The sequence below is a fragment of the Runella sp. SP2 genome (assembly GCF_003711225.1).
GTDB lineage: Bacteria > Bacteroidota > Bacteroidia > Cytophagales > Spirosomataceae > Runella.
In genome coordinates this window covers 6,788,871-6,815,743 of sequence record NZ_CP031030.1, presented here as the reverse complement: position 1 = coordinate 6,815,743, position 26,873 = coordinate 6,788,871, and the positions used below count along the sequence as shown (strand labels likewise).

General features: G+C 45.4%; 31 protein-coding genes and 1 tRNA gene. 27 read left to right on the top strand and 5 right to left on the bottom strand.

Going from position 1 to position 26,873, the window contains the following annotated elements:
- Positions 1-224: 224 nt before the first annotated feature.
- The 5 genes from DTQ70_RS27445 (at position 225) to DTQ70_RS27425 (ending at position 5,782) form a co-directional block, all read left to right on the top strand.
- A complete protein-coding gene (locus tag DTQ70_RS27445; protein ID WP_122933777.1) occupies positions 225-1,118 on the top strand; it encodes an OmpA family protein in 894 nt (297 codons plus the stop codon).
- A gap of 116 nt (positions 1,119-1,234) precedes the next feature.
- Positions 1,235-2,887 (top strand): S41 family peptidase, encoded by a 1,653-nt coding sequence (locus DTQ70_RS27440; protein WP_122934581.1) that lies wholly within the window; start codon positions 1,235-1,237, stop codon positions 2,885-2,887.
- 96 nt (positions 2,888-2,983) lie between these two features.
- Positions 2,984-3,919: a methylenetetrahydrofolate reductase gene (locus DTQ70_RS27435; protein ID WP_122933776.1), complete on the top strand. Its 936-nt coding sequence runs from the start codon at positions 2,984-2,986 to the stop codon at positions 3,917-3,919.
- A 12-nt stretch (positions 3,920-3,931) separates the two neighbouring features.
- Entirely contained in the window at positions 3,932-4,951 is a 1,020-nt protein-coding gene (gene mnmH, locus DTQ70_RS27430; protein ID WP_122933775.1) for a tRNA 2-selenouridine(34) synthase MnmH, read from the top strand.
- 252 nt (positions 4,952-5,203) lie between these two features.
- On the top strand, positions 5,204-5,782 hold the full coding sequence (locus DTQ70_RS27425; protein ID WP_122933774.1) for a helix-turn-helix transcriptional regulator: 579 nt from the start codon (positions 5,204-5,206) through the stop codon (positions 5,780-5,782).
- 4 nt (positions 5,783-5,786) lie between these two features.
- Here DTQ70_RS27425 and DTQ70_RS27420 read toward each other — a convergent pair whose 3' ends face one another.
- Positions 5,787-6,794: a YpdA family putative bacillithiol disulfide reductase gene (locus DTQ70_RS27420; protein WP_122933773.1), complete on the bottom strand. Its 1,008-nt coding sequence runs from the start codon at positions 6,792-6,794 to the stop codon at positions 5,787-5,789.
- A gap of 196 nt (positions 6,795-6,990) precedes the next feature.
- Here DTQ70_RS27420 and DTQ70_RS27415 point away from each other — a divergent pair, with 196 nt between their 5' ends.
- The 6 genes from DTQ70_RS27415 (at position 6,991) to DTQ70_RS27390 (ending at position 11,422) form a co-directional block, all read left to right on the top strand.
- A complete protein-coding gene (locus tag DTQ70_RS27415; RefSeq protein ID WP_122933772.1) occupies positions 6,991-8,544 on the top strand; it encodes a S10 family peptidase in 1,554 nt (517 codons plus the stop codon).
- Between the two features lie 74 nt (positions 8,545-8,618).
- Positions 8,619-9,917, top strand: a complete 1,299-nt coding sequence (locus DTQ70_RS27410) for a serine hydrolase (protein ID WP_122933771.1) — start codon at positions 8,619-8,621, stop codon at positions 9,915-9,917.
- Between the two features lie 304 nt (positions 9,918-10,221).
- Complete coding sequence (locus DTQ70_RS27405) at positions 10,222-10,686, top strand: DUF6932 family protein (RefSeq protein WP_122933770.1); 465 nt, start codon at positions 10,222-10,224, stop codon at positions 10,684-10,686.
- 4 nt (positions 10,687-10,690) lie between these two features.
- The gene (locus DTQ70_RS27400) at positions 10,691-10,921 is read left to right on the top strand and encodes a hypothetical protein (protein WP_122933769.1); all 231 of its coding nucleotides are present in this window, start codon (positions 10,691-10,693) and stop codon (positions 10,919-10,921) included.
- Between the two features lie 3 nt (positions 10,922-10,924).
- The gene (locus DTQ70_RS27395) at positions 10,925-11,152 is read left to right on the top strand and encodes a hypothetical protein (RefSeq protein WP_122933768.1); all 228 of its coding nucleotides are present in this window, start codon (positions 10,925-10,927) and stop codon (positions 11,150-11,152) included.
- Between the two features lie 6 nt (positions 11,153-11,158).
- The gene (locus DTQ70_RS27390; RefSeq protein ID WP_122933767.1) at positions 11,159-11,422 is read left to right on the top strand and encodes a hypothetical protein; all 264 of its coding nucleotides are present in this window, start codon (positions 11,159-11,161) and stop codon (positions 11,420-11,422) included.
- 176 nt (positions 11,423-11,598) lie between these two features.
- On the opposite strand, the gene DTQ70_RS27385 is transcribed toward DTQ70_RS27390, so the two are convergent.
- Both DTQ70_RS27385 and hflX read right to left on the bottom strand, forming a co-directional pair.
- Positions 11,599-11,670: transfer RNA gene (locus tag DTQ70_RS27385), tRNA-Arg, on the bottom strand.
- Positions 11,671-11,697: 27 nt separating this feature from the next.
- The gene (gene hflX, locus DTQ70_RS27380; protein WP_122933766.1) at positions 11,698-12,933 is read right to left on the bottom strand and encodes a GTPase HflX; all 1,236 of its coding nucleotides are present in this window, start codon (positions 12,931-12,933) and stop codon (positions 11,698-11,700) included.
- A gap of 192 nt (positions 12,934-13,125) precedes the next feature.
- Here hflX and DTQ70_RS27375 point away from each other — a divergent pair, with 192 nt between their 5' ends.
- The 3 genes from DTQ70_RS27375 to DTQ70_RS27365 all read left to right on the top strand — a co-directional run bounded on the left by DTQ70_RS27375 (position 13,126) and on the right by DTQ70_RS27365 (position 15,169).
- Complete coding sequence (locus DTQ70_RS27375) at positions 13,126-13,932, top strand: alpha/beta hydrolase (protein WP_164490242.1); 807 nt, start codon at positions 13,126-13,128, stop codon at positions 13,930-13,932.
- Positions 13,933-14,153: 221 nt separating this feature from the next.
- Positions 14,154-14,960, top strand: a complete 807-nt coding sequence (locus DTQ70_RS27370) for a DUF2975 domain-containing protein (RefSeq protein WP_164490241.1) — start codon at positions 14,154-14,156, stop codon at positions 14,958-14,960.
- Between the two features lie 2 nt (positions 14,961-14,962).
- Entirely contained in the window at positions 14,963-15,169 is a 207-nt protein-coding gene (locus tag DTQ70_RS27365) for a helix-turn-helix transcriptional regulator (RefSeq protein ID WP_122933761.1), read from the top strand.
- Here the strand turns inward: DTQ70_RS27365 and DTQ70_RS27360 are convergent.
- Positions 15,166-15,498: a glyoxalase gene (locus DTQ70_RS27360; RefSeq protein WP_164490240.1), complete on the bottom strand. Its 333-nt coding sequence runs from the start codon at positions 15,496-15,498 to the stop codon at positions 15,166-15,168. The genes DTQ70_RS27365 and DTQ70_RS27360 overlap by 4 nt on opposite strands.
- Before the next feature lie 219 nt (positions 15,499-15,717).
- Here DTQ70_RS27360 and DTQ70_RS27355 point away from each other — a divergent pair, with 219 nt between their 5' ends.
- The 11 genes from DTQ70_RS27355 (at position 15,718) to DTQ70_RS27305 (ending at position 24,010) form a co-directional block, all read left to right on the top strand.
- A complete protein-coding gene (locus DTQ70_RS27355) occupies positions 15,718-16,803 on the top strand; it encodes a M20 family metallo-hydrolase (protein WP_122933759.1) in 1,086 nt (361 codons plus the stop codon).
- Positions 16,804-16,814: 11 nt separating this feature from the next.
- Positions 16,815-17,636, top strand: a complete 822-nt coding sequence (mazG, locus tag DTQ70_RS27350) for a nucleoside triphosphate pyrophosphohydrolase (protein WP_122933757.1) — start codon at positions 16,815-16,817, stop codon at positions 17,634-17,636.
- Positions 17,637-17,725: 89 nt separating this feature from the next.
- Positions 17,726-18,811: a hypothetical protein gene (locus DTQ70_RS27345; RefSeq protein ID WP_122933756.1), complete on the top strand. Its 1,086-nt coding sequence runs from the start codon at positions 17,726-17,728 to the stop codon at positions 18,809-18,811.
- A 40-nt stretch (positions 18,812-18,851) separates the two neighbouring features.
- Positions 18,852-19,685 carry a DUF481 domain-containing protein gene (locus DTQ70_RS27340; protein WP_122933754.1) on the top strand — a complete coding sequence of 278 codons (834 nt, stop codon included), beginning with the start codon at positions 18,852-18,854 and terminating at the stop codon, positions 19,683-19,685.
- 15 nt (positions 19,686-19,700) lie between these two features.
- On the top strand, positions 19,701-20,126 hold the full coding sequence (locus DTQ70_RS27335; protein ID WP_122933753.1) for a gamma-glutamylcyclotransferase: 426 nt from the start codon (positions 19,701-19,703) through the stop codon (positions 20,124-20,126).
- A 117-nt stretch (positions 20,127-20,243) separates the two neighbouring features.
- Complete coding sequence (locus DTQ70_RS27330; protein ID WP_122933752.1) at positions 20,244-20,879, top strand: hypothetical protein; 636 nt, start codon at positions 20,244-20,246, stop codon at positions 20,877-20,879.
- Positions 20,880-20,965: 86 nt separating this feature from the next.
- Positions 20,966-21,301 carry a DUF2853 family protein gene (locus tag DTQ70_RS27325; protein ID WP_122933751.1) on the top strand — a complete coding sequence of 112 codons (336 nt, stop codon included), beginning with the start codon at positions 20,966-20,968 and terminating at the stop codon, positions 21,299-21,301.
- A 169-nt stretch (positions 21,302-21,470) separates the two neighbouring features.
- The gene (locus DTQ70_RS27320) at positions 21,471-21,989 is read left to right on the top strand and encodes a DinB family protein (protein WP_122933749.1); all 519 of its coding nucleotides are present in this window, start codon (positions 21,471-21,473) and stop codon (positions 21,987-21,989) included.
- Between the two features lie 35 nt (positions 21,990-22,024).
- The gene (locus DTQ70_RS27315) at positions 22,025-22,639 is read left to right on the top strand and encodes a DinB family protein (protein ID WP_122933748.1); all 615 of its coding nucleotides are present in this window, start codon (positions 22,025-22,027) and stop codon (positions 22,637-22,639) included.
- Positions 22,640-22,666: 27 nt separating this feature from the next.
- Positions 22,667-23,113, top strand: a complete 447-nt coding sequence (locus tag DTQ70_RS27310; RefSeq protein ID WP_122933747.1) for an ester cyclase — start codon at positions 22,667-22,669, stop codon at positions 23,111-23,113.
- 78 nt (positions 23,114-23,191) lie between these two features.
- The gene (locus DTQ70_RS27305) at positions 23,192-24,010 is read left to right on the top strand and encodes a DUF6597 domain-containing transcriptional factor (RefSeq protein WP_122933746.1); all 819 of its coding nucleotides are present in this window, start codon (positions 23,192-23,194) and stop codon (positions 24,008-24,010) included.
- A gap of 53 nt (positions 24,011-24,063) precedes the next feature.
- Here the strand turns inward: DTQ70_RS27305 and DTQ70_RS27300 are convergent, their stop codons facing one another.
- Positions 24,064-25,365 carry a Gfo/Idh/MocA family protein gene (locus DTQ70_RS27300; protein WP_122933744.1) on the bottom strand — a complete coding sequence of 434 codons (1,302 nt, stop codon included), beginning with the start codon at positions 25,363-25,365 and terminating at the stop codon, positions 24,064-24,066.
- 149 nt (positions 25,366-25,514) lie between these two features.
- Here DTQ70_RS27300 and DTQ70_RS27295 point away from each other — a divergent pair, with 149 nt between their 5' ends.
- A complete protein-coding gene (locus DTQ70_RS27295) occupies positions 25,515-26,114 on the top strand; it encodes an RNA polymerase sigma factor (RefSeq protein ID WP_122933743.1) in 600 nt (199 codons plus the stop codon).
- Positions 26,115-26,124: 10 nt separating this feature from the next.
- Positions 26,125-26,838 carry a M48 family metallopeptidase gene (locus tag DTQ70_RS27290; RefSeq protein WP_122933742.1) on the top strand — a complete coding sequence of 238 codons (714 nt, stop codon included), beginning with the start codon at positions 26,125-26,127 and terminating at the stop codon, positions 26,836-26,838.
- The last annotated feature ends 35 nt before the right edge of the window (positions 26,839-26,873 follow it).

Sequence of the window (26,873 nt, the reverse complement as noted above, 5' to 3'; positions counted from 1 at the left end):
CTTCCCCTGCTTCAGGTTCTGTTTTTCATTTCTGTCGTTGGGTATTTAGCTATTATTACTGTAAAACGGTTTAAAAGGATTCCAAATCGCGTTTTTTGAAAAAAAATTGCCTTAGGAGTGGTAAAAATTGCAAAGAATTGAGTTTATATAGCGAAAAGTTGAAGCAAACGCTTTAAGTTTGTAGCAAATACCTAACTATACAATCCACTTTAACCTCATAAGAAATGAGAAAAATTATTTTATTTTCATTGTCTGTTCTCCTCTTTGCATCTTGCAACAAGAAACAACTGGCCCAACTCAACAAAGAAAAAGCTGAACTCCAAGCATTGTTGGACAAAAACAAGGCTGATTGCGACGCGTTGACTTCAAAACTTAACAATGACATCAGCGATTTGAAAAACCAAATCAAGTTGAAAGATGGTGATGTTACCAACGAACGTGCTAAGCTCAAAGCATTAGAAGATGAATTGGCGTACTTGAAGCGTACAAATACCAACCTTCTTGACCGTTTGTCTGACTTGTCAATTGTAAGTAAAGATGGAGCGGAAAGCATCAAAAAATCGTTGGATGCGTTGAACCGTCAGAGCTCTTACATCCAAGATTTGAACTCAAACTTGCGTCGCAAGGATTCACTCAACTTGGCGTTGGTGATGAGCCTCAAGCGCTCACTTGATAATGTGAACGACGAAGACGTAAACATCGAAGTGAAAAAAGGCGTGGTGTATATCTCGCTTTCAGACAAAATGTTGTTCAAATACGGCAGCTACGAAATTACGCCACAAGCTGAAACAGTGTTGAGCAAAATTGCTAAAGTAGTAAACGACCGCAAAGATTTCGACATCTTGGTAGAAGGCCACACCGACAGCGTACCGTACAACAGCGCATCGGTGTTGGAAGACAACTGGGATTTGAGTGCCAAGCGTGCAACGTCAGTAGTACGTACACTTCAGAAAAAATACAGCGTAGCACCTGAGCGTATGACCGCAGGTGGCCGTGGAGAATATGTACCAAAAGTAGCGAACGATAGCAGCAAAAACCGCAGCGTAAACCGTCGTACTGAAATCGTTATTCTTCCAAAACTTGACCAATTCTTCCAAATGTTTGAAGGAGGAAAATAAGGTCTAAAAACCTTTTCCAACCATGGCGAGCGATGTCTTTCGAGGCATCGCTCGTTTTTTTGGGGAAATCTCATAACTTCGTGACACTTTACGCGTTTTTGATAAAAAGGACCACCATGAAACATTTCCGTAAACTCATTCTTGCCGCTGTGTGCGTTGTGTCCGTAGGTTTTTTTGCCTTCCGCAATGACGAACGCTTTTTTGAAATCGCCCGTAACTTAGACATTTATGCCACGCTGTTTAAGGAACTTAATCGCTATTATGTGGACGAAATCAACCCCAATCGGTTGACAAAAATGAGCATAGAATCTATGCTTAAAAACCTCGACCCTTACACCAACTTCTACGCCGAAGACGAAATTGAGGATTATCGCACCATGACCACGGGCCAATACACGGGCATCGGGGCAGTAATCACCCCCAACAAAGGCCGACAAATCATTTATTCTATTCTGGAAGATTCTCCCGCCGCCAAAGCCAACCTTCACGTAGGTGATGAAATTGTCAAAATCGACGGAATAGACATCACAACCCGCAAAGATGCCAACCCCGACAAACTCATGAAAGGACAGGCCAATTCGTCGGTGAAGCTCGCCGTGCGCCGCGTGGGTTCCAAAGACTTGATTGAAGTCAATGTAACGCGTGAGTTTGTCAAGACAGGCAATGTTCCTTATTACGGAATGCTCGACAACGAAGTAGGCTACATCGACCTCAAAGACTTTAACCAAACGGCTGCCCGCGAAGTAAAAAATGCACTAGTGGAACTCAAAGGAAAAGGCATGAAAAAATTGGTGCTCGACCTTCGCGAAAACCCAGGTGGATTGCTTGACCAAGCAGTATTGATTTGTAATTTATTCATTCCCAAGGATGCCGAAGTGGTATCGAACCGTGGAAAAGTAACGGAGTGGAACAAAACTTATACGGCTCCAATGGCGCCTGTGGACACCGACATTCCGTTGGTGGTGCTGGTCAATGGCCGCAGTGCCTCAGCTTCTGAAATTGTATCGGGAGTAATGCAAGATTACGACCGTGGTGTGTTGGTGGGGCAAAGAACCTACGGCAAAGGGCTTGTGCAAACAACCCGCGATTTGTCGTACAATACCAAATTGAAAGTAACCGTTGCCAAGTACTACATCCCGAGCGGGCGCTGTATTCAGGCCATTGATTATAGCCACCGCAACCCCGACGGAAGCGTAGCAAAAGTACCTGACTCGCTCAAAGTGGCCTTCAAAACCCGCAACGGCCGTGTGGTATATGACGGTGGAGGGGTTGAACCTGATGTAGCTACCGAACTGCCAGCATTGCCAACAATTGTGACCAGCCTTAACGCCAAAGGATTGTTGTTTGATTATGCCTTGCATTACCGCGCGGCACACCCGACCATCAAAACTGCCAAGGAATTTGAGCTAACTGATGCCGATTATCAAGCATTTTCTACTTGGCTAAAAGACAAAGAATACGACTACGTAACGCAGGTAGAGAAAGACCTCGGTACGCTTGAGGCATCGGCAAAAAAAGAAAAGTATTTTGATGTTATCCAAGAACAGCTCAAAGCCCTTAAAACCAAGCTTGGTCACAGCAAAGAAAGCGATTTGGCCATGTTCAAAAAGGACATTAAGCACTTACTAGAGCGGGAGATTGTGTCGCACTATTACCTCCAAAAAGGGGAGCGCGAATACGTATTCCGCACGGATGCCGAAGTAAAAGCAGCACTTGATTTATTTAAAGACATGCCTCGCTACGAAAAAATCTTGAAAGGACAGAAATAAGTCTTCGTGTGTCGGGCTGTGAGCAGCCCGACACACAATGTATTCGGTATTTTCCCCCTATTTCCTACATTTGCAACTCCATTTACGAATTGCAGCATGTTTTTAACGAAAATCAAATCAAAAGAGTCGGGTTTATTGCTCTACGGAATCACTCCTCCCAAATCACAAACCGCTCCTGAAAAAGTAAGTGAGATTGCCGAAAAAACACTGGCCCGTTTGCAAGGGCTGGACATTGACGCCCTCATTGTGTATGACGTCCAAGATGAATCGAGTCGCACTTCGGAAGAACGGCCTTTTCCATTTATCACCGCCCTCGACCCCTTTGATTTTGCCCGTCAGCATTTGGCGCCTTTGGAAATTCCCAAAATTATTTATCGCCCCGCAGGAAAGTTTACCCAAGACGAACTTCGTCAGTGGGTGAGCGATTTGACCCAACAAGGCTTTTACCCTGTGTTTGTGGGCGTCCCCTCGCCTGATTTTACGCCTGTCACCAGCCTGCCCGAAGCTTACGCCGTTTGGCGGGAATTTGACCAAGATTCTATCATTGGTGCCGTAACCATTCCCGAGCGGCATGCTGTTCTCAACGACGAAGACCAACGCGTCCTTGACAAAGTAGCCAGCGGGGTCAGTTATTTTGTGTCCCAGTGTGTGTTCAACGTAGCCTATGCCAAACAAATGCTTACGGCCGTCGTCAACACCTGTCAAGCGCAACAATTGCCCCTTCCGACGTTTGTATTTACCATTTCCGCCTGTGGGTCAAAAAAAACACTCCACTTCATGGAATGGTTGGGTATTCACGTGCCTGATTCGGTAAAAGAAACCTTGCTGGAGTCTGAAAACATCCTCGAAACGTCGGTGAATCTTTGCTTACAAATTGCGGATGAACTTATTGAGTTTTGTACCGAACACGCCATTCCCTTTGGCTTTAACATCGAAAGTGTGGCCATCCGTAAAGATGAAATCGAAGCATCAATCTACATGGTAAACCAACTACGTGAGCGGCTTGTAGCAAAAGGACTAAGAAAAAACTAACCTAAACATTTCATGGCGACGGCACTCTCTCCCGCTGATTTTTTGCAAGCCTCCCAGCGCTTGCCTATCATCGACGTGCGGTCGCCAGGCGAATATAGCCACGCTCACATTCCTGGCGCTATCAACATCCCTCTTTTTAGCAACGATGAACGGGTCAAAGTAGGCACTTGCTACAAACAACAAGGGCGCGATGCTGCTGTTCGACTTGGGTTAGAAATGGTCGGACCTAAGCTCGCTTTATTCGTCAAAAAAGCCGATTTAGTCGCTCCTCAGCGGGAAGCGCTGGTTCACTGCTGGCGCGGAGGAATGCGCAGTGGAAGCTTTGCGTGGTTATTGCGAACTGCGGGCTTCCGCGTATCAACCCTCGAAGGGGGCTACAAAGCCTACCGTAATCACGTTTTGGAGTCGTTTCAGCACCCGCAAAACATGGCCATTTTGGGTGGCCCAACAGGGAGCGGCAAAACCGATATTCTACGTGCACTGGCCGAAATGGGCGAACAAGTCATTGATTTGGAGGCCATCGCCCACCATAAAGGCTCAGCCTACGGTGCGATTGGCCAAGCGCCGCAGCCTTCATCTGAGCAATTTGAAAACCTGTTGCATCAACAATGGCGTTTGCTTAACCCACAACAACGGGTTTGGCTCGAAAGCGAAAGTCGGCACATTGGAGGTTGTTTTATTCCGCTGGCTTTTTGGCAACAAATGCAGCAACCGACGGAGTTTGTTTTTGTTGATCTCCCCAAAGCCCTCCGTATTCAACGCCTCGTCCGCGAATACGCTTGCTACGACCACACCTTACTACAAGCTGCCACCGAGCGCATCAAAAAACGCCTTGGCGGCCAGCACTACAAAGCCGCCATTGAGGCCCTCCAACGCCACGACTACGCTACGGTAGCCGATATTTCGCTCAACTACTACGATAAAGCCTACCTCTACGAGCTTTCTCAACGCGCGATTTCTCATCACCTCCACCTTACCGACGACAACCCCACGGCTACGGCGCAAGCTATCCTACAATTCAAAGCATATTAATGCTAAGCGTATTTTAAATAATTTTACTAATAACTGTCAGTAAATCAAAATTTTACATTTTGCCTAGGCAATTAAACTATTAATTCCATGGTAATAAAAGACACTACTTTTACCACGATATAGCAATTTTTGAATAGTTGATTGCATTTAGTGGCCAGTTGGCCATAAAAAGATTGATTTTACTGAACATTGGGGCAATTTTTGACTGTTTTCGCATATTATTTGGTTACTCATTTTACCCAAAGTATCATTATGAACATCGCCCTACAACCAAGCACTTCCAAAGAAGGAAGTATGCTCGAAAAATCGGTGCTACCTCAAACTGAAAGCACAAAAATCATGATTGTCTTAAATGTAAAAGACTTTCAAGAATGTTGTTTGGAATTAGTTCGCCAGCAGATTGCTTTTGAAGTGAAATACAATGGATATTCTTCTCCAAAAACGGTCACTAATAGAGACTTAGCTTCGGTTTCTAACGACAATTACCTTGTAATTGTAAAAAAAATCCATGATGAATACCTTCAAGGTGATTTCAGTAATGTTCCCCCTTCAGAAAAAGAAATCACTAAGATTCATGGCATTAAACCTGCTTTGTTTAAAACTTTGTTTAAAAAAGTATATGGACAGCCATTTTATCAACTTTACACAACAAAGCGCTTAGAACAAGCTGCTTCGCTTTTGAAAAAAGGTTATAAGGCTAACGAAGTAGCAGTGATGATTGGCTACAGTGCCTCTTCGGCGATTAAGTTCAACAAAATGTTTCAGAAGCATTTTCACGTTACTCCCAAAAAGTACCAACTTCAGTTTTATGGTAAAATAAACCGACGGTAGGCCGCTAAATCCGATCAATCAATTCTTTTACCTTACGTACCTTACGACCCGCAATATGGTCAATGATAGCGGCTGCATGGTCGCGTCCGTTTTCGATGAAGACTTTTTCAGTATGAATACCTGCCACCACGGTGCCACACAAGTATAAACCAGAGACGTTGGTTTCAAAGGTTTCTGGGTCATATACTGGCACCATGCTTGGTTGGCGCAACTCCACACCACACCGCTGAAGCAATGCTCCGTCTGGTATATACCCAATGAGCATTAATACAAAGTCTGCCTCAAGCCATTCTTCCTCTCCCGTTTGGGTATTTTCTATCAATACACGCTTCGGCTCAATAGCTTTGGTAAGGCTATTGAAACGGGTTTTTATTTTCCCTTCTTTGACCCGATTTTTGACGTCAGGAATAAGCCAATACTTCACAGTTGGACGGAAATCCTCCCCTCGGTGAACGACAGTGACGTCCACGTCGTGGCGGTACATTTCCAGCGCGGCCTCCACGGCAGAGTTTGCTCCTCCTACTATCACAACTTTGGAAAACGAATACTGAAAAGGTTCATCATAGTAATGGGAAACGTGCGGAAGTTTTTCCCCATTTATCCCCAAAAAGCGAGGAAAGTCAAAATAACCCGTCGAGATTATGACCTTTTTGGCGTAGTAATTTTCTCCTCCTACCGTCTGAATTTCAAAGACTTCGTCGTCTTGTTTTACAACCTGAGCTACTTCCGTAAACAATTTAAAGTTGAGGTGATAATACCCCGCTACTTTTCGGTAATACTGCAACGCCTCACTGCGGTTGGCTTTGACGTCCGAAATGGGAAACGGGATGCCTCCAATCTCAATATTTTCGGCGGTGGAGAAAAAACGCATTCGTTTGGGATAGCGCCGAATCGACTCCGTAATGCTCCCCTTTTCAAGAATCAAATGACTCAATCCTGCCTTCGCAGCCTCTATCCCAGCCGCCAGCCCACAAGGCCCCGCGCCTACTATCAATACGTCGTACAATTGCATGGTGGATTATGTTTACTCAATGAAGCCCAAAATTACGGCTTTCATCCCAAAAGTAGTCTCATCATTAAGGTAATATAGCGACATTTTAGGCTTTTAAAGCTATACAATTTTACATTTGTAGCCTAGAGTGCTTTCTTGCATAAGCGTTCACATTGCGTGTCTGGTCAATTATAACTTTCAATCAAACTAAACCTAAATGAAAAAACCATTACTCTTGGCAGCAGCCTTGCTCGTAGGAAGCTACCTTACCCATGCCCAACAGCGCCCCGCTGGCGGTGGCGAGCGCCAAGCCTCTACCTCTACGGCTCCCTCTAAAGACGACAAATCGGGTGAGAGCATTCCGTTTAACCCTGATTCCTTTGTTGTTACCGAAAGCGAAGTAACCGTAAAAGGGCAACGCGTGCCTTACAAAGCCACCACTGGCACCATGCCCGTTTTCGACGAAGGAGGCAAAGCCATCGCTGGCTTGTTTTACATGTACTACGAACGCAGCGATGTAAAAGACCGCGGCACACGCCCGTTGATTATTTCGTTCAACGGAGGACCTGGAACAGCATCGGTATGGATGCACATGGCCTACACTGGCCCTGTCCTGCTCAACATCGACGACGAGGGCTATCCGCTACAACCGTATGGCTATAAGAAAAACCCTTATTCAATTTTGGACGTAGCCGATATTGTGTTCATTGACCCCGTTAATACAGGTTATTCGCGCCCCGTTAGCAAAGATGTTCCTACATCGAAGTTTTTTGGGGTAAATGCCGACATCAAATATTTGGCCGAATGGATTCGTACGTTTGTGACTCGCAACAATCGTTGGGATTCGCCGAAATACCTCATCGGGGAAAGTTACGGCACGACGCGCGTTTCGGGCTTGGCACTTGAGCTGCAAAGCAACCAATGGATGTACATCAACGGCGTAATCTTGGTATCGCCGACTACGCTTGGTATCGAGCGTGGTGAAGCTTCTGAGGCAGCATTGAAAGTACCTTACTGTGCTGCTACCGCTTGGTACCACAAAAAACTTCCTGCAGATTTACAGAAAAAAGACTTGACCGATTTCTTACCCGAAGTTGAGAATTTCACCATCAATGAGCTTCTCCCTGCCGTGAGCATGGGCGGCTTTTTGGATGATGCCAAACGCAAAGCCATCGCGGCCAAGCTCGCTCGTTATACGGGAGTTTCGGAGAAAGAAGTTCTTCAAAACAACCTCAACATGCCGCTTCAATACTTTTGGAAAGAGCTTTTGCGTGACGAAGGCTACACAGTAGGGCGTTTGGATTCTCGCTACAAAGGCATCGACCGCAAAGACGCTGGCGACCGCCCCGATTTTAACGCAGAGTTGACGTCGTGGTTGCACTCGTTTACGCCTGCCATCAACATGTACCTTCGTAACGAACTCAATTACAAAACCGACCTCAAATACTACATGTTTGGCCCCGTAAACCCTTGGGATCGCTCTAATGACCAAACGGGCGAAAACCTGCGTCAAGCCATGGCGCAGAATCCTTATTTGCACTTATTGGTGCAGTCGGGTTATTACGACGGTGCTTGCGATTATTTCAATGCCCAATACAACATGTGGCAAATGGATCCTGCTGGAAAACTCAAGAGCCGCATGAGCTGGAAAGGCTACCGCAGCGGTCACATGATGTATTTGCGCAAGGAAGACCTTCAAAAATCAAATGACGACATTCGCGACTTTATCAAGAAGTCAACGCCCAAATCGAATCAACCTGCCAAGTACTAGCCATTAGACGGTTAGCACATCAGTAAAATTCAGCGAAAACTTGCTTCCTAAGGACATAAACTTACAAGAACCTTATGAAGCAAGTTTTCCTCCTTTTAAGCCTTTTTGGCCTCACGACGGGGCTGGTTCAAGCCCAAACCAAATCGCTCAAAAATTCCCCTCCACTTACGGAAGCCGCCCCTGAGACCGTCGGCATGTCGTCGGAGCGACTCAACCGCCTCGATGGAGTCCTCCAAAATGCGATTGTACAAAGCAGCGTTCCAGGCGTATCTGCACTTATCGTACGAAACGGTAAAATTGTCTATTACAAAGCCTTTGGGATGGCCGACAATGCAGCAAACCGCTCTTTGAAGCGAGACGATATTTTTCGGATTGCGTCGATGAGTAAAGCCATTACCTCCACGGCCGTGATGATGCTGTGGGAAGAAGGAAAATTTCAACTCGACGACCCGATTTCAAAGTACATTCCTGAATTTAAAAACCAGACGGTTCTCAAAAACTTCAAATTTCAGGACTCCACCTACACCACCGAACCCGTCAAATCAGAAATCACCATCCGTCATTTGCTAACGCACACATCGGGGCTAGGCTACGGAGTCATTGATGCCGACGAGCGTTTCAAGGCCATGTACCACAAAGCGGGCATTGTTGATTTGTTTACAACCGAACCTGTCAAAATTGGCGATAATATCAAGAAGCTCGCCAAACTCCCTCTCCACCATCACCCAGGCGAAAAGTACGTGTATTCGGAAGGCTTGGACGTATTGGGCTATTTTATTGAGCTCATGTCAGGAATGCCTTTTGATGAGTTTTTACGGAAACGGTTGTTTGAACCGTTAGGCATGAGCGATACCTACTTCTATTTGCCCGACGCCAAAGCTTCGCGATTGGTGGCGATTCAAAAGCCACAAAACGGGCAATGGGTGCGCTACCCCAACACTTTTTACGATACCGAGTACCCCATTAAAGGGGCAAAAACATTTTTCTCGGGAGGAGCAGGATTATCAAGTACCGCCAAAGATTACGCTACGTTTTTGATGATGTACCTCAACGGCGGCGAATTGGGCGGAAAACGTTTTTTAAGTCGCACAACAGTACAAACCATTCTGAGCAACCAAGTAGGCGATTTATTGGGTGGCGAAAAGGCCAATTCATCGCACGGTTTAGCCTTCGGACTCCTCAATAAAGCGGGCGAAGATAAGGGAGCGAAAGGAAGTGCGGGGACGTTTGAATGGGGTGGTTATTTCAACACCAACTATTTTGCCGACCCCAAAGAAAAAATCATTGGGGTAATCATGAAACAGACGCAAAGCAGCAGTGATAACCTCAACAATTTGTTCCGTCAAGTGATTTATCAATCCATTGATGACTAAGTAACAGCCCGTTAATAGCTAATCGTTATCTGTTAATTGTAAAATTCAGATTATCAGTCAACTAAGCCTATTTTTAGAATAACAAATAATAGAAACTAACTTTGCCTAGCTACTTAACAAAAAGCCCTTTCATTTTACCAGAAAAGCCTCCGAAAGAGGCTTTTCTGGTTTTTTAAGAGTAGTGTTTTTTATTATCTTTGTCTATAATGTTATTTAGACGAAGTCGCAAGGAGGCAGCTCACCGAATGACGACACATCCCTTCTTTACGCAGGAAAAACAGGGAGTATTTAAAATTATGAACTAATGGATTTTGACAACTACGGGCATTTAGTCCCCTATGACATTATTGATACTGACTTAGCAGCGTTTGAGCGAATATTTGTTACTGATTTTACTCATTCTTCTACTCGTTCAGGCATTTTTGAAGCATACCTAAACTACCTCTCCGACCTCAAGCAAATTATAGGAGAAGGGTTTTATCAGTGGATTGATGGGAGTTTCACCACTCTTAAACGTAACCCAAATGACATTGACCTTGTAACGTTTGTTGATTTCGGTACATATCAACGGTACGAGAAACAACTAGAAGAAGTGCGTAAAATAAGAGTTAGGAGAGGAAATAAAATTGACGGGTACTTTGTCAAGTGTTATCCAGAAACTCATCATCAGAGGCAACTGTTCGAGTTTGACCGTTTACAGTGGAAATTTGACTTTGGGCGGTCTTTCGTAAATAAAAGAGAGAAAGGAATCATTCAAATTAACTTTTAAAACCATGCAACCAAATATCATTTCTGACGAATGGAGTGAACGAGTGGCACGGCTCACCGAATTGATAGCCCGTAAATCAGAGGCCATAAAAATACACTCTGAACAGCCCGAACCCGACCGTTTGGCAATCGAACAGTATATGGAGTTACGCGCGCGCTATTTTGACGAATTGGCTCAATTAATGAAACAGTATGGGGTTATTGTTCGATTTGAGCAGGGGGCAAAAGCAGCGTAACTAATGGAACCAGTACTAGAAAACGAAGATTGGACATTACGAGTGTCCAGACTCTTAGACTTCATTAAACGCTCGTTGGAAGCCATAGAACGGCACAAGGCAGCCAACAGCCCCGACTTTATTGTGGAGCAGTACCAACACCTTCTGGACGAACATCTGGTCGAACTTGATGAATTATTACGAGACTCAAATATGACTATCCAATTACGGAATGTAGGCAACGCAGCATAGTTACTCATGGAATCTTTCATAAACGAGTATTATACCCAAATAGGCAATACTACCAGTGAAGTAGAACGCGCCCAAATAAAGGCCGAGTTTGCCGCCAAACTTCAAACGCTCAATGAAGAACAACGCCAACAGGTGAAGGCACTGATTGGAAACCGTATTGACGAGTTTTTGGCGACGCTGGCACCCGTCGATGCCGCAATTGAGCAGTTTAACCAGTATTTAAGAAAACGAGACAACACGCCTACCATATCAGCCCAGAACGCCGCGTAAAGATGTCGAAATTGAACAGTTGAAAATTATGAGACCTGATATTATTTCTGACAAATGGAGCGAACGAGTGGCACGGCTCACCAAGGAGGCAGAACAAAAAAACGTCCCTTCACGCGTCCCAGAAAAAACAAAACTCACCAACCATCATACAGTCAGTGAGTTACTTGTCAAAGTTGTGACCCCGACGGGAATCGAACCCATATCAAGCGTTTAGGAAACGCTTATTCTATCCGTTGAACTACGGGGTCAGCTGAATTTTGCGCGAATTTCGAAAACTATTCCGCAAAATCAAAGTTCGTGAAAGGCATCTCAAGCCAATTGGGATAAATCATAAAGTGCTTGTCTTTCACCAAATCAAACATTTTGGCACGAAGCTCATCCAAATTCTCCTTGTTTTGGGCCGAAATAAACACAACGTGGTCTGATTTTCCCGTCAAATAGCTTTGCTTTAACTTCTCCAACACGCTCTCCTTGGTCTGCTCTACCACTACTTCGCCCTCTTCCGTTTCAACCACTTCGTCAAACGCCTCTAATTTAGGCTGGTAGGCATCAATTTTATTAAACACCAAAATCGTCGGTTTATCGCCAGCTTTGATTTCGGCCAAGGTCTGATTGACAATCTCAATTTGCTCTTCAAACGACGAATGTGAAATATCAACCACGTGCAGCAATATATCCGCCTCCCGCACCTCGTCGAGCGTGGATTTAAACGACTCAATCAGCGTAGTGGGGAGCTTACGGATAAAGCCAACCGTATCTGTCAACAAAAACGGAATATTATCAAGCACCATCTTTCTCACGGTAGAGTCAACCGTAGCGAAAAGTTTGTTTTCGGCAAATACCTCTGCCTTGGCCAAACGGCGCATCAGCGTTGACTTTCCTACGTTGGTATATCCTACCAAAGCCACGCGCACCAATCGGCTCCGTTCCTTACGGCGCGTCATGCTTTGCTTGTCGATTTTGGCCAATTTATCCTTCAAAAACGCAATACGGTCTTGGACAATACGGCGGTCGGTTTCAAGCTCTTTTTCCCCAGGTCCACGCATCCCTACCCCTCCTTTTTGACGGCTCAAGTGCGTCCACATGCGGGTAAGTCGTGGGTACATGTACTGATACTGAGCCAATTCGACTTGAATTTTCGCCTGAGCCGTTTGGGCACGCATGGCAAAAATATCAAGAATCAACAAGCTACGGTCGAGCACCTTGATGTCTTTAAACTCGGCCTCAAGGTTACGTACTTGCGACGGAATAAGCTCGTCGTCGAAGATAATCATATCAACAGGATTGTCCGTCACGAAGATTTTGATGTCTTCCAAACGGCCTTTTCCTACAAACGTGCGGTTATCGGGATGTTCTAATTTTTGGGTAAATGTCTTTACGGTTTGGACACCCAAAGTGGTAGCCAAAAACGCCAATTCTTCTAAATACTCTTGGGTCTGTTCGGGCGACTGTCGTTGGGTAGTGACAGCGACCAAAACCGCTGTTTCTTGTTTTTTTGCAGTTGAATTCATTTACAATAGTTGTTCCCGAATCGTCGGGATGATGGTTTTCGCTGTTGTTGCAGCGGATAAAAGTAAACGGTGTTGATTCTCAGAAAGTTTCTTGGGAAAAGACGAAATTAAGACATTCCGCTGATTTTTTGTAATTTGTCCATTCGAAAAGTCCCCAAAAATTCGGATTGGTCTTTCCTGCCTCGTTTTCTTATGCTGCGTTTTTTGGTCTATTTGTTCGCTTTTTACTTGCTAGTGGGGCTGCTGTTCTGGGCGTGGCATCCATTTATCTTGTTTCAACCTACCCTTCTTTCTGCTGATTTTCGGTATCAGTTTCCCCAACCTTTTCAGGAAGTCACCTTTAAACCTGCCCCTGACGTACACCTCAACGCCCTTTGGTTTCGGACGGCCTCCCAACCACGACAAGGCGTTGTTTTGTTTTTTCACGGCAACCGCGACAACCTCACCCGATGGGGGCGCGAGTACGCTTCCCGCTTTACCCAACGGGGCTACGATGTCCTCATGTACGACTACCGCACTTACGGTAAAAGCACGGGTTCTCGCTCCGAAGCCGCTTTACACCAAGACGCAGGCTATGTCTATAACGCTGTACGAAAGCAATGTGTTGAAGACTCCATCGTAGTCTATGGGTATTCATTAGGTACAGGTATGGCCTCGCGCGTGGCGGCCAACCACCGACCTCGGTTGTTGATTTTGGAAGCCCCTTATGCCAATATTCCTACTTTGTTTCGCACCCAATTGCCCATTTATCCCTACGAATGGCTGAGCCGTTATAAATTTCGTACCGATAGCTGTTTTCAGCACATTCACTGCCCCATTCAACTTTTTCACGGCACCCACGACCGCGTCGTCCCCTACACCAATAGCCAACTTCTTCTTCAAGAACCTACCTCTGCCAAGGTCACCCTTACTACGATTCCCAACGGCACCCATCGCGATTTGGATACGTCTAAGCTCTATCAAAAACGACTAAACGATTTATTAACAAAGAGAAAATAATTATTGATAAAAAATATTTATTTATTGTTTTTCAATAAATTTTTCTACTTTTGAAATAAATCTTAAACCATACGAACATGACACGCTCGTTATTTACCCAAATCGTTTCTGTCTTCTATTGGATTTGTAACCTGTGCATTGCTTTTACTATTGCCATTCCTTTATTCATTCTTTACAAACAATTATCAGATAGCAAAGGAACGCTAAGCATTGGAGAAAATGTGGTACTATCTCAAGGGAGTTTATCCAACCCAATTTTCAAAGTTCCTGTCACCATTGATTTAGGAGAATCGTTTATGGATACGACTATTCTTTTTCGTTCAAAAGCGACCCCTTCCCTTTTCCCCGAAACATACCAAGTAAAAACAAAAGCAAATGCCGATGAAAGTCATCATGTAGAACATCTAAAAAAACGAAATAATGAACTTTTGAAACGCTACCAGATGGGCTTTATCACACCCTCTGACACCATTATTTCTTCATTTTCGCTAACCTCAGACCAGGCCCCTATTAACGCTAAAAGTTACTTTGGTATAACCCCTCCCAAAGAGGCAAAGGGCTTTCTACAGCTCAAAGCAAGTAACATGCACTATAGTTGGCTTATCTTAGCTTGCTCTTGGCTACAAGTAATCGTTCAATCAGCATTTTTACTATTTATGCTTTTTTGCATCAACCTATTTTTACAAGACATTAGAAAGTACCAGATTTTCACTGCTGCCAATTTTCAACGCCTGCGATGGATCGGCATTAGTTTATTGGTATTTTCACTACTTGACTCACTTGATGTGTTTTGTACTTATTTATTGGAAAAGGAAATTGGCACGATGGCTACTAAATTTGAGGTATTTCATAACTCACTCGCTATGCCTACACCTTTCAAAATCAACATAGACAACACCTTTAGAATTACCTTTAATCCATTCCTTGTAGTAAACACCACTTTTCTTATGGGCTTGGCTATCATTATCTTAGCCGAAATTTTCCGCAAAGGCCACGAACTTCAACAAGAACAAGAACTCACAATCTGACCATGCCAATTGTCGTAAACGTAGATGTAATGATGGCAAAGCGTAAAATGTCGCTTACCGAACTTGCCGAAAAAGTGGACTTAACACTCGCCAATCTTTCCATTCTAAAAACTGGAAAAGCCAAAGCCATTCGGTTTTCGACCTTGGAAGCCCTGTGCGAAGCTTTGCAATGCCAACCTGGAGACATTCTGGAATACGTCCCTGACTAAGCCGCCACTAATTGACTTTGCAGCCTGCGAATCAGCATGTTGATGGTTCGGCGGTTGAGTTCTTCTTCGTCTTGAAGGAAAATCAGGTACTGCGCGGGGCTTAAATGACCTACAATTGTTCCCAACAACAAACTTCTGAATTGTAAATCTTTACGAATAATTTGCTCGATATGAGCCAGTTGGTCTTCGGGCGAAAACCGCTCAAATGCGATTTTGCGCTTGTGTAAGTAATGGCGAAATAGCGCTACTAACAACTCATTTTGGGCTTTAAGAATGGGCCGAAGGGTATCATTCTGAAACTGTTCGGCGGAGGAAATCACTAGGTTCATTGATTGATTAAATAATGGGGTTTTGAGAAACCCTTTGCACTACATTTGATTAAAAAGTCGGGTTTTGAGAAACCCTCTGCACCGTGTGGAGGGTTTCTCAAAACCCGACCCCACTGACGAATTCAAAACCCGACCCACGGTATTCATTGGATTTTAACCTACAAGCTGTCAACTATACATTCCCTTTGCGTAACTTTGCGGCAGACAAAACAGCTTTTTATGTCTGAAACAAACATGACACTATCGCCTAACGCGCTTGCGCAAGAGGCCATCGCATTACTTAAACAACTGATTTCTACTCAGTCGTTTAGTCGAGAAGAAGAAGGAACTGCCGCTTTGATTGAAGCATTTTTCCAACGCAAAGGGATTCCATTCCACCGCAAAAAAAACAACATTTGGGCTTACAATCGCTACTTCGACGCCAGCAAGCCCACGGTTTTACTCAACTCTCACCACGATACCGTCAAACCGAATCCGTCTTGGACGCTCAACCCGTACGAACCTCTCGAAAAAGACGGGAAGCTCTTCGGGCTAGGTAGCAACGACGCGGGTGGGTCGCTGTGTTCGCTCATCGTGACGTTTTGTCATTTTTATGATAACCCTCATTTGACCTACAATGTTGTGATGGCTGCCACCGCCGAAGAAGAAATTTCGGGACGTGAGGGCCTTGAACTGATTGTACCTGACCTTCCTCCCATCGAATTTGCGATCGTAGGCGAACCTACCGAAATGCACTTAGCCGTGGCCGAAAAAGGGCTATTGGTCTTGGATTGCATTGCGCACGGAAAATCGGGCCACGCGGCACGGGAAGAAGGTGAAAACGCTATCTACAAAGCCATTGACGACATTCAGTGGATTCGTTCGTACCAGTATCCAAAAGTCTCTCCTACGCTCGGCCCCATCAAAATGTCGGTGACGATTGTCAACGCAGGTACGCAGCACAACGTAGTTCCTGATTCCTGCAAATTTACCATTGATGTCCGCGTGACTGACCAATATACTTTGGAAGAAATCATTGACATCATCAATAAAAACATCAAATCAGAAATTGCCGCCCGTTCGATACGTTTGCGCCCGTCGAGCATTCCGATGGAGCATCCTATCGTACAAGCAGGTGTTCGTTTGGGAAGAAACACCTACGGTTCTCCCACCACCTCCGACCAAGCCCTCATCGACTGCCCTTCGCTCAAAATGGGGCCAGGGCATTCGGGGCGTTCGCATACGGCGGATGAATTTATTTACCTCCACGAAATCGAAGAAGGAGTCGCTCAGTACATCAAGATGTTGGAAGACGTGATTTTATAGATTTAACACTTATGCAAACTCGTACGCTGTCTGATATTTCCCCCGAACGCTTAGAGCAACTTCTCGCTTTCGACCGATTGCTAAACATCATGGACGACCTGCGCGCCAAGTGCCCGTGGGACAAAAAGCAAACGCTTCAAAGCCTGCGCCACCTGACGATTGAGGAAACGTACGAGCTTTCAGATGCCATTTTGGAGAATGATTTGCCCGAAGTCAAAAAAGAATTGGGCGATTTGTTACTCCACATGGTGTTTTATGCCAAAATCGGCTCCGAAACAGGTGACTTTGACATTTCGAGCGTGCTGCACGGGATTTGTGAAAAACTCATCGTGAGGCACCCCCACATTTATGGCGACGTGCAAGCCGATACCGAGGAAAAAGTGAAACAAAACTGGGAGCAAATCAAACTCAAAGAAGGCGACGGCAAAAAATCGGTCTTGGGTGGTGTCCCTCAGTCGCTTCCTGCGCTGGTGAAAGCCATGCGGATTCAAGAAAAAGCACGCGGGGCGGGATTTGACTGGGAAGAAAAACAGCAAGTGTGGGAGAAAGTAGAAGAAGAAATGGCGGAGTTTAAGGAGCATTTCAATGCCGAAGACGACTCAGTGATTGACCCCGAAAAAGCCGAAGGAGAATTTGGCGACTTGCTATTTTCTCTCGTCAATTACGCCCGTTTTATTGACCTTAACCCCGAAACGGCTCTCGAACGTACCAACAAAAAATTCATCAAACGCTTCAATTACCTCGAAAGTCAGTCGCGGGCCGATGGCAAACAACTCCACGAAATGACCCTCGCCGAAATGGATGAGTATTGGAACCAAGCCAAAAAATTGTAAGCGTTGTTTTTCAGGCACTTCGTTACTTTTCTTCCCTAATCAAGTCTTTTAAACAGGTAGAGATTCTTCTTGTTTAAACGACTTGGTTTATGCGTATCAAAAGCTACTTACTCATTCTCGGTTGTTTGTTGTCGTATGTTTCGCAAGGGCAGCTTGCTTTTACGGCATCTTGGGATTTTGAAAACAATTCCAACGGAAACAGTAACAACCCCAACATTAGCGTTTCTTCTTTAAACATCACTGGCGTTCGACTTTTGGGCTATCCCGCAGGACAAACGGGTGATGCGGTCAGTCTTCAATTTTGGCCTACGGGCGAACTGAGTTCCACTGATTATGCTGAAGTTTCGGTGACTTCTCCCAACTACCGTTTTTCGCTTTCTTCGATTTCCTTTAGTTTCAACCGCACCACCGACGGTCCCAATCAAATCGCGGTGCGTTCTAGTCAAGATAATTTTTCCAATAATCTCGGTACTTCTGCTGTCGGTTCGGGTTTTGCGGGATTAAACGTTCCTCTTTTTGTTAACGACGCTCAAGGTACTATTACCTTTCGCATTTATGGCTATGCCGCCACCAGCAGCCAAGGCGCGCTTCGGCTCGATAATCTACGCATCAACGGCACGGTCATTCTCAATCCACTGCCAGTAGAACTAACTCATTTTCAAGGAAAACCTTTTTCCAATCAAATTGAACTCAACTGGGGGACGGCATGGGAGCGCAATTCTTCCCATTTTGATATTCAACGGAGTGCGGATTTGAAAGAGTTTGTCACCATTGGCCGAACGCCGTCCCGAGGCGACCATTTGACCCAAACTACGTATCAATTTGCTGACCTAACACCTTTGGTGGGAATCAACTATTACCGCCTTCGCCAAACCGATTTGGACGGAAGCACGGAGTTTTCTAAAATCATTGCCGTAAAAATTGAACCCGAACAGCCTCAAATCTGGGTTTTTGAAAACCCTACTTCAGCCCAATCTATTCGGGTTCGGCTGCACAAGCTTTTACCTTCTGATGTACGACTTGTGTCAATGTTGGGGCAAGAGATTTCGTTTCAGTGGGTTTCAAGTGGGCTAGACGAGTATGTACTTCAAACCCACGCTCCACAGGGGTATTATTGGCTTATTGGCAACACAAACACTACTTTCACCAATGCCAAACTTTTCCTAATGCCGTAACCAAGTTTTGAGTTACTTTTGTAGTCAATCCTTGAGCTACATGAATCGTATCGTTTATTTTTCCCTACTCATTTTAGGACTGTACTCGCAGCCTTCTTTTGCCCAAGTCCCAGATACTTTACAAACAGCACCAGCTACTCAGCCCGCTACTTCGTCGGACGATGAAGATGAAGAAGACCCCAACTATGCCGTTGCTGAAGCCGACCAAGACAGCAGCAGTCATTTTTACCAAAAGTTTACTGTCGATGGAACCGCTTCGACGGGCAATGTTCAACGCTTGCTCTTGCAATTTTCAAGTGCGTTGGATTGGAAGCCTAACTCCAAATTTAAGTTATCGAGTAGCCCGTCGTTTGTCTATGGGAAACAAGGCGGCCAACTCACCGAGCGAGAGTTTAACGCCGATTTGCGCGCTTCGCTTTGGCACCAAAAAATTGTTTATGGACTTGGTTTTGTCGCTTGGGAACGCAGCAATCTGCGACAAATCAACAACCGCTGGTCGCAAGGCGCGGGTGTCGGGGTAAAAATCATTCAGAAAAAACGCGCTTACCTTTCGATAACCAATTTAATTCTACACGAAACCACCGATTTTATCGAACGTACCGACATTGATGTATGGCGAAATTCGACCCGTTTTTTTGGAGAATTTTCGCCTGGGTCATCGGGGCGTTTTACCATCAACAGCGTATTATTTTTACAACCTGCCATTTCGATGCGGAACAATTTTCGCTGGAGTAGCACCCTTGTTATGGCTTATCGTTTGAATAAAAACATTAGCCTGCGCACAAAATTTGAAAATGCCTACGAAAGTTACGTTGTACCAGGACGCCAATCAAACGATTTTCGCTGGACGTTCGGACTTTCCATTGAAAATTAACCCTTTACAAACCGAATGAACGTAAGAAACTCCATTTCACTCTTATTTGTGTACGGAACATTGATGCAAGGGTTTTCTAATCCGTTTGCGAAAAAATTACGTAAAAACGCCGTTTGGCAAGGGAAAGCCACCTTTACTGGACAGCTATTCGATTTGGGTAGTTACCCTGGCGCCATTTTCAATTCAAATACGTCTTCACTCGTTCACGGGGAAGTTTGGGAAATTTCAGACTTTAACGCCGTTATTCCCAGCCTCGACTACTATGAAGGCATTCATGATTCTCAGCCCGAATACGTACGCGAGCCTATTCCCGTTTTACTCGAAACTGGGCAGAAACAACTAGCTTGGGCCTATCTGTATTGCCAACCCACCGACGCTTTTGTCCAAATTAAACACGGCGATTATCGTCAATGGCTTTTAGACAACAAACAACATTTGTAACTTTCAGGCGTTAAGTCTATTTCCGTACCTTTTATACCTGTGAATTACTTTAAATATTGTTGCTTCTTCTTCTTTTGTATATTAACTGGACAAACTTTTGCCCAAAAAGGATATGTTTTGGGTAAAGTGTTGGACGCCGCAACGGGCAAAGGGGTCAATCTAGCGACCATTACCAACCTAAAAAACCGCGACATGACGCGCACCAACAAAGAAGGCGTTTTCTTTTTGGATGCTTCGGTGGGTGATTCGATTGAAATCGCGAGTCTCACCCACGAACGGGGTGCTTTCCGTTGGAATGGCAATGCGGACGAAATCGTTTTTCGTCTCAAAAAACTGGACAAAGCCATCGAACTCCCCGAAGTAAGGGTAGCCTCCAAACGCGAGCAACAACTCGAAAAAGAAATCAAACAAGTCCTCGCCGAACCCGAAGCCAAAAAGAATTTATCGTTTGGGGAGGCCGTATCCATGGCACAGTCGCCAATTACGCTGTTGTATGAGTTGTTCAGTAAATCGGCCAAAGAAGACCGAAAAGTGGCCATGCTCATGCAAGAAAAACGCCGCCGCGACTTGGCTAATTATCGTTTTGGGATGATTGCGGGGCAGGCTACCGACCTGAGTGGCGAAAATTTGGAGCGTTTTCGGTATTTCTGCGACTTCTCCGAGGAGTTTTTGCTCTTATCGACCGACTACGACCTTACCTACGAAGTACTCCAATGCTGGAATGTTTACAAAAGAATCAAAAAAAGGCACTAAATAGTTGTACTTTTCAAAGCTTTTTCCGATTATTCGATTCATTTGTATATCCTATTTCAATTTAACCACAAAAAGACTTTATTACCATGAGTGCATTTGCCGAAGTAGTAGAGAAATCTATCGAACAACTTACGGGTGTGGGAGTTGCCGCTGACGAAGCGCTTGTCTCTGCCGTAGCAAAAGGCTTAGGCCCCTCGATTTACAACCAAGATTCTTCGTTAGTGGCCGCCTCTGACCCCGAAGAACTTGAGCGCGTAAAAACAAATTTCTTGATTGGGAAATTGGGCTTGACCGATGGCCCCGAACTCGACGCTGCCATTGCCGAAACCATGGCAACGCTCAAAGGTGTTAACCGCAAGCTCCGCGTGGTGGTTTACTACCTTTTGGTGAAAAAATTCGGAAAAGAAGCTATCTATTCTTAAAACACTTTTGTTTAAATCTGACGACAACAGAGCCGACTTTTAAGAAAGTCGGCTCTGTTGGTTTAAATGCCCCTCTCGACTCCTTTTAAACAAGATGTCGCATTTTTACAATGACGACTAAAAACAAGCCACTACTTTTGAACCATCACATTTAAAACGTACCAATTCTATGAAAAAATCACTACTACTCCTGTCGATGTTCGCTCTATTGGGCCAACTCAGTTATGCCCAAAGCGCCAAGTCTCGTCTGCTGGCAGATTGGGAACGGGGTAAAAAATTTATGACCGAATACCTCGCCGCCATGCCCGACGATGGCTACGGCTTTCAGCCTACGCCAGAAATTCGTACGTATGCCCAGCAAATGATGCACATCGCCGACGCCAACTTTGCCTTTGCTTCCGCCGCGAGTGGCAAAGCCAGTCCGTATCAAGGTTCAGCCGAAAAATCAGCCGATCACTCCAAAGCAACCGTCACCAAAACCGTCATGCAAAGCATTGATTTTACCATTGAGGCGTTGAAAGGCGTACCCGATGCTGATTTTGAGAAAAAAGTGAAAGTCTTTGGACAAGAACTAACGGTTGAAAGTGTTTTTGCAAAATCGTTTGAACACGTGTGCCACCACCGCGGCCAAACGACCATTTATCTCCGTCTCAAAGGCATTAAACCTCCTGCCGAAGGGTTGTTTTAGCAAGTCGTTTTTTTACAATCATAGCCCCAGCATTTATGAAAAAACTATTTTTCTGCCTATTTTTATTGACAACGACTGTCGCATTTGTACAGGCACAAGAAAATACGGCAGCCAAATTGTGGACGGCCGCTGACCGTCAGTACACGATTGATAATATGAAACGAACTCGGGATGAGTTGGTCAAAGAAACCCAAAACCTTACCCCTGCCCAATGGGCGTTTCATGAGTCGGCCGACCGCTGGTCTATTGGTGAAATTGTGGAGCATTTGGCCTTGTGGGAGATTATTTGGAACCGTGAAATCAGCATTGGGGTTCGGAACAAACCAACTCCCGAACTCAACGCCAGCAGCCGCCCCGACAGCTATTACAATGAGTTTATCATGGAAGACGCCAAACATAACGCCTCCGACTACACCAAACCAACGGGCTTTGTCGAAGGCAAAAATAATTTGGCTTTCTTTCTGCGAAATCATGCCATCAATCTTGCATTTGTTGAGACTACTCAAGCTGATTTGCGGGCGCATTTTGAATTTACTGGTACTCCCAACCCCCGAAATATGCACCAAGTGTTGATTTTTCAATGGGGACACGTGGACCGCCATTTACGCCAAATCCGTAAAGTAAAAACGCATCCTAATTACCCGAAATAACGCATTCCAACCCTCACAATAAAAAAGATGGAAACAACAAAGACGACCGAGTCAATCGCGGAACTGACCCGCAAAGGCACTTGCATCGAATTTTTCTCTGCTTACCAAGACCTTGATACCGAACGCATGATTAACCTTGCCACGCCCGAAGCAACCGTGTGGTTTCAGCCTCTGGGTGAAGGCGGGAAAGGGCTATTCCGCGAATTTGGCAAAGCGGTTTGGGGCTTACTAATGGACTGCTTTCCCGACATTGACAACACCGTTGATAGTATGTATTCCGAAGACGACACCGTTACGTGTAAAGTGGCGATTTTTGGAACGCAAGAAAAGGAATTTATGGGGCTGCCTAGCAAGGGGTTGAAATTCAATAGCGACCATATTTTCGTTTTTCGTTTTGATGAAAATGACAAAATCACGGACTTAACCATCAACTGGAATCACGAAAATTTTGTGGCTCAATTGACAGGTGCGTAACCGTTCGATAAATAATAGTTGTTGTTTTTGAGGTTTTTTCCACTAATTCTTACCTTTCGGTAAACCGTGACTAACCCCATGTTTTACCGAAAGTTTCCTCCACCTACGCACCTACAGCACTTTGTCGAATGTTTCTACATTTGGGAATACAGTAAAACACTGGCCAAGCCCCTCACCGTTGAGTCGCCACCTTCGGGTTTTGCGTCGATTATCTTCAATTATGGCACTCCCTACCGCGTTACTTCTCAAAAGCTAAACGGCGGACTCGTCCCCAAAAACTTCCTGACGGGACAAGCCACCAAAAGTTATCAGTTACAGCTTTCGGGACAAATTGGCATGGTGGGCATCGTTTTTCGGCCTGCGGGCTTGCATACGTTGTTTGGGATGCCGATGTATGAGTTTTCGGACGAGCGAACCAACCTGCGTGATGTGTTGGGAAAATGCGTGGATGAATACAGCGATAAAATAGAAGAGGCGTCGTCGCACAGTGAGCGTTTGGCGCTGTTGGAGCAATTTGTCAACGTGCAGTTTCTTCGTAAAAACCCCGTTGCCGACCGTACTGACTTTGCCGCGAACCTCATTGTGGATAAACGCGGACTTATCAACATCAACGATGTCATCAGCGAACTTTACGTATGCCGCCGACAGTTTGAACGGAAGTTTTTGCAAAAAGTAGGCGTCAGTCCCAAATACTACACCCGCATTCGTCGGGTAGGGCATTTGTGCAACGAACTAGCCCAAAAACGCTGGAAAATAGACGATTGGCAAGACCTTATTTACCATTATGGCTACTACGACCAATCGCATTTTATCAAAGACTTCACCGAATTTATCGGCAAAGCCCCTTCACTTTACGTAAAAAATAACGCTGAGCTGGCCAATTATCTAAAAAATTAAAGCCACCGCAGGCCGAAACCTTGGGTGGCTTTAGATATTCTGAATCAAGAATTCTATACTTTATCTGGTACAATAAAAGGAGCGCGGTATTTGCGAGAAAGCATCGCGTTGGCCTCTTTATCTCCCACAAATTTTTCGGTAGTTGGGTCAAACTTGAGTTTGCGGTCGAGGCGGTAGGCGATATTGCCCAAGTGCGCCAACGAAGCCGACAAATGCGCCGTTTCCACGGGGCCATTCAAGAGTTTTTTGTCGTGGGCACGCACAGCATCAATAAAGTTTTGGTAGTGGTCGCCGCCTTCTTTGCGGGCAGGGCCTGGCGTACGCTCTTTCCCCAAATACGTTTTATAGTCGTTGTAACCGTTGATAACCATGTAGCCTTTATCGCCGTAAAATAAGTTTCCAACTTCCACGCCATCTTCTTTATTCGTCATCCACGGGCGTACTTCTACCTCAATCACCTTTTTTTGTTTGGGATAAATGTAGGTTGACGTCAGCGTCTCGGGCGTTTCTTTGCAGTCATTCCACAAAAACTTCCCACCTGCCGACGTGATTTCTTCGGGCAGTCCTACGTCCAAGCCCCACAACGCGAGGTCGGTTTCGTGAATGCCTTGGTTGCCAATGTCGCCATTGCCATAGTCCCAAAACCAGTGCCAATTGTAGTGTACGTAATTTTTACTAAAAGCACGGGCTTGGGCGGGACCCTGCCACAAGTCCCAATCCAACCCCGCAGGCACGGGCGACGTGGGCTGATTGCCAATGTCGGGACGCCATTTATAAATCAACGCCCGCGCCATATAGACATTCCCAATCAGTCCTTCGCGGAGGTGTTTGATGGCTTCTTGCATGGCCACCGAACTCCGCAACTGTACCCCGTGCTGCACAATCCGATTGTATTTAGTCGCAGCTTCTACGAGTTTTCGACCTTCGTAAATATTATGACAGCCTGGTTTTTCCACATAAACATCTTTTCCCGCTTGGCAGGCCCAAATCGCCGCCAACGCGTGCCAGTGGTTAGGGGTAGCGATACTGACGGCATCAATTTCTTTCTCTTCATAGACCTTCCGCAAATCTTGGAACGTCTTGACTTTTTTGTTGTTTTTTTTCTCAAAATCAGCCGCTCTTTCTTGTAACACGACGTTATCTACGTCGCACAAGGCAGCTACTTCTACATTGGCTAATTTTGAAAAGCCAGAAATGTGGTCTTTTCCACGGCCATTGATACCGATGACGGCAACGCGTACGCGGTCATTGGCCCCAAAAGCACTGGCAGGGATAATTGTTGGCAACGACAACGAAGCCGTGCCCACTGCCGCCGTCTTGATAAACGAACGGCGGGAAAAAGGTGTGTGTTTCATTGGAAGTCAAGGGTTTGAAATGAACTGTATCATCGTTTAAAAGAAGTACAGCAGCTACGCACAGTAAGGCTATTTGGGAAAAGAAATACTTGTTTTTCTGGAAATCGTTTACCACTTTAGTGACAGCAAATCCACTTATCCCTACCTGAATGTTTATTTTTAATAAGGTCTTAAAAGATGACGCCCTCCTGCAAGGTCTTCAAGCAGGAACGACCCAAAGGCGGCTCTATGAAAATAAACTGTACGAAAAATACCACTACCTCGTTCGGGAAGCCTGTTTCAAGCACAAAATCAGCCAAGACGATGCCGAAAGCGCTTATTCTGACGCGATTTTGACCGTCATCGAGCACGTCGTCAGTCGTCGTTTTGAGGGGCGTTCTGAGTTAAAAACCTATCTAACTCAGATATTTACGAACAAATGTGTTGATAATATCCGAAAAAATACGACTAACAAAGCGGAGGTTCATACCAACAGCATTGGCTTGGAAGATGCGCTCGCTTGGCTACCCGACGAAACGCAGTCGGCCGTACGAAAACTGATTGTGGAAAGTGAAATAGAAACGTTGCAGCAACACTTACGGGCCTTGGGAGACAAGTGCCGTGAGATGATTTTGGCGTGGGGAGAAGGGTACTCCGACGAAGAAATTGCCCAAACGATGGGCTACAACACCGCCGCCGTAGCCAAAACAAGTCGATTACGGTGTTTAGAAAAATTGAAAGAAAAATACAAATCTCCCTTTGGGGACTAGGGAGCTATTTATGGAACGAATAGAAAACTATTTTAATCATACCCTTTCGGAAGCAGAACGGGCTGAGTTTGAGCAAGAACTCAAGGCCAATCCAGCGTTGGCTCAAGAAGTCGCTTTTTGGCTGCAAGCCCGTGCCGCCGCCCAAGCGGAGGCGCGCGCTCACCGCAAAGAAGAGTTGACGCAGCTAGGGCAACAACTCCAACAAAAAGGTCGCCGCAGTTTTTATTATGCCTTGAGTGCGGCAGCTTCGGTGGTTTTGTGCTTGGGCATTGGCTGGTACGTATGGCTCCGAAAATCGGTTGTTGAAAGCGATTACAACCAAGCATGGGCAAGTACGTACATCGAAAAAAACCTCTCGACCCTCGACGGGCTTAAACTCGGAAATGCCGAAACGGATAGCCTGCAATGGGGCATCCAAAGTTACAACGAAGGCGACTTGCAAAAGGCCAAGGCTATTTTTGAAGCACTCCTCCAGCGCGACAGCACCAATGCCGAAGCAGAAAAAAATGCGGGTCTTGTTTCCCTTCGCCTCAAGGAATACGACCAAGCCATTGAACACTTTCACCGCCTTGGCACCCGCACTGATTTGGTCTCAAATCCTGGCAAATTTTACGAAGCCATCGCGCTTTTGATGAAAAATGAACCGTTAACTCAAAAGTCCGCGCAAAATTTGCTCAAGGAAGTAAAGAGGAATAAATTAGAGGGGTGGAAGGATGTGGAGTGAGAGAAACTAAAAAAAACACATAAATCATTTTTTTC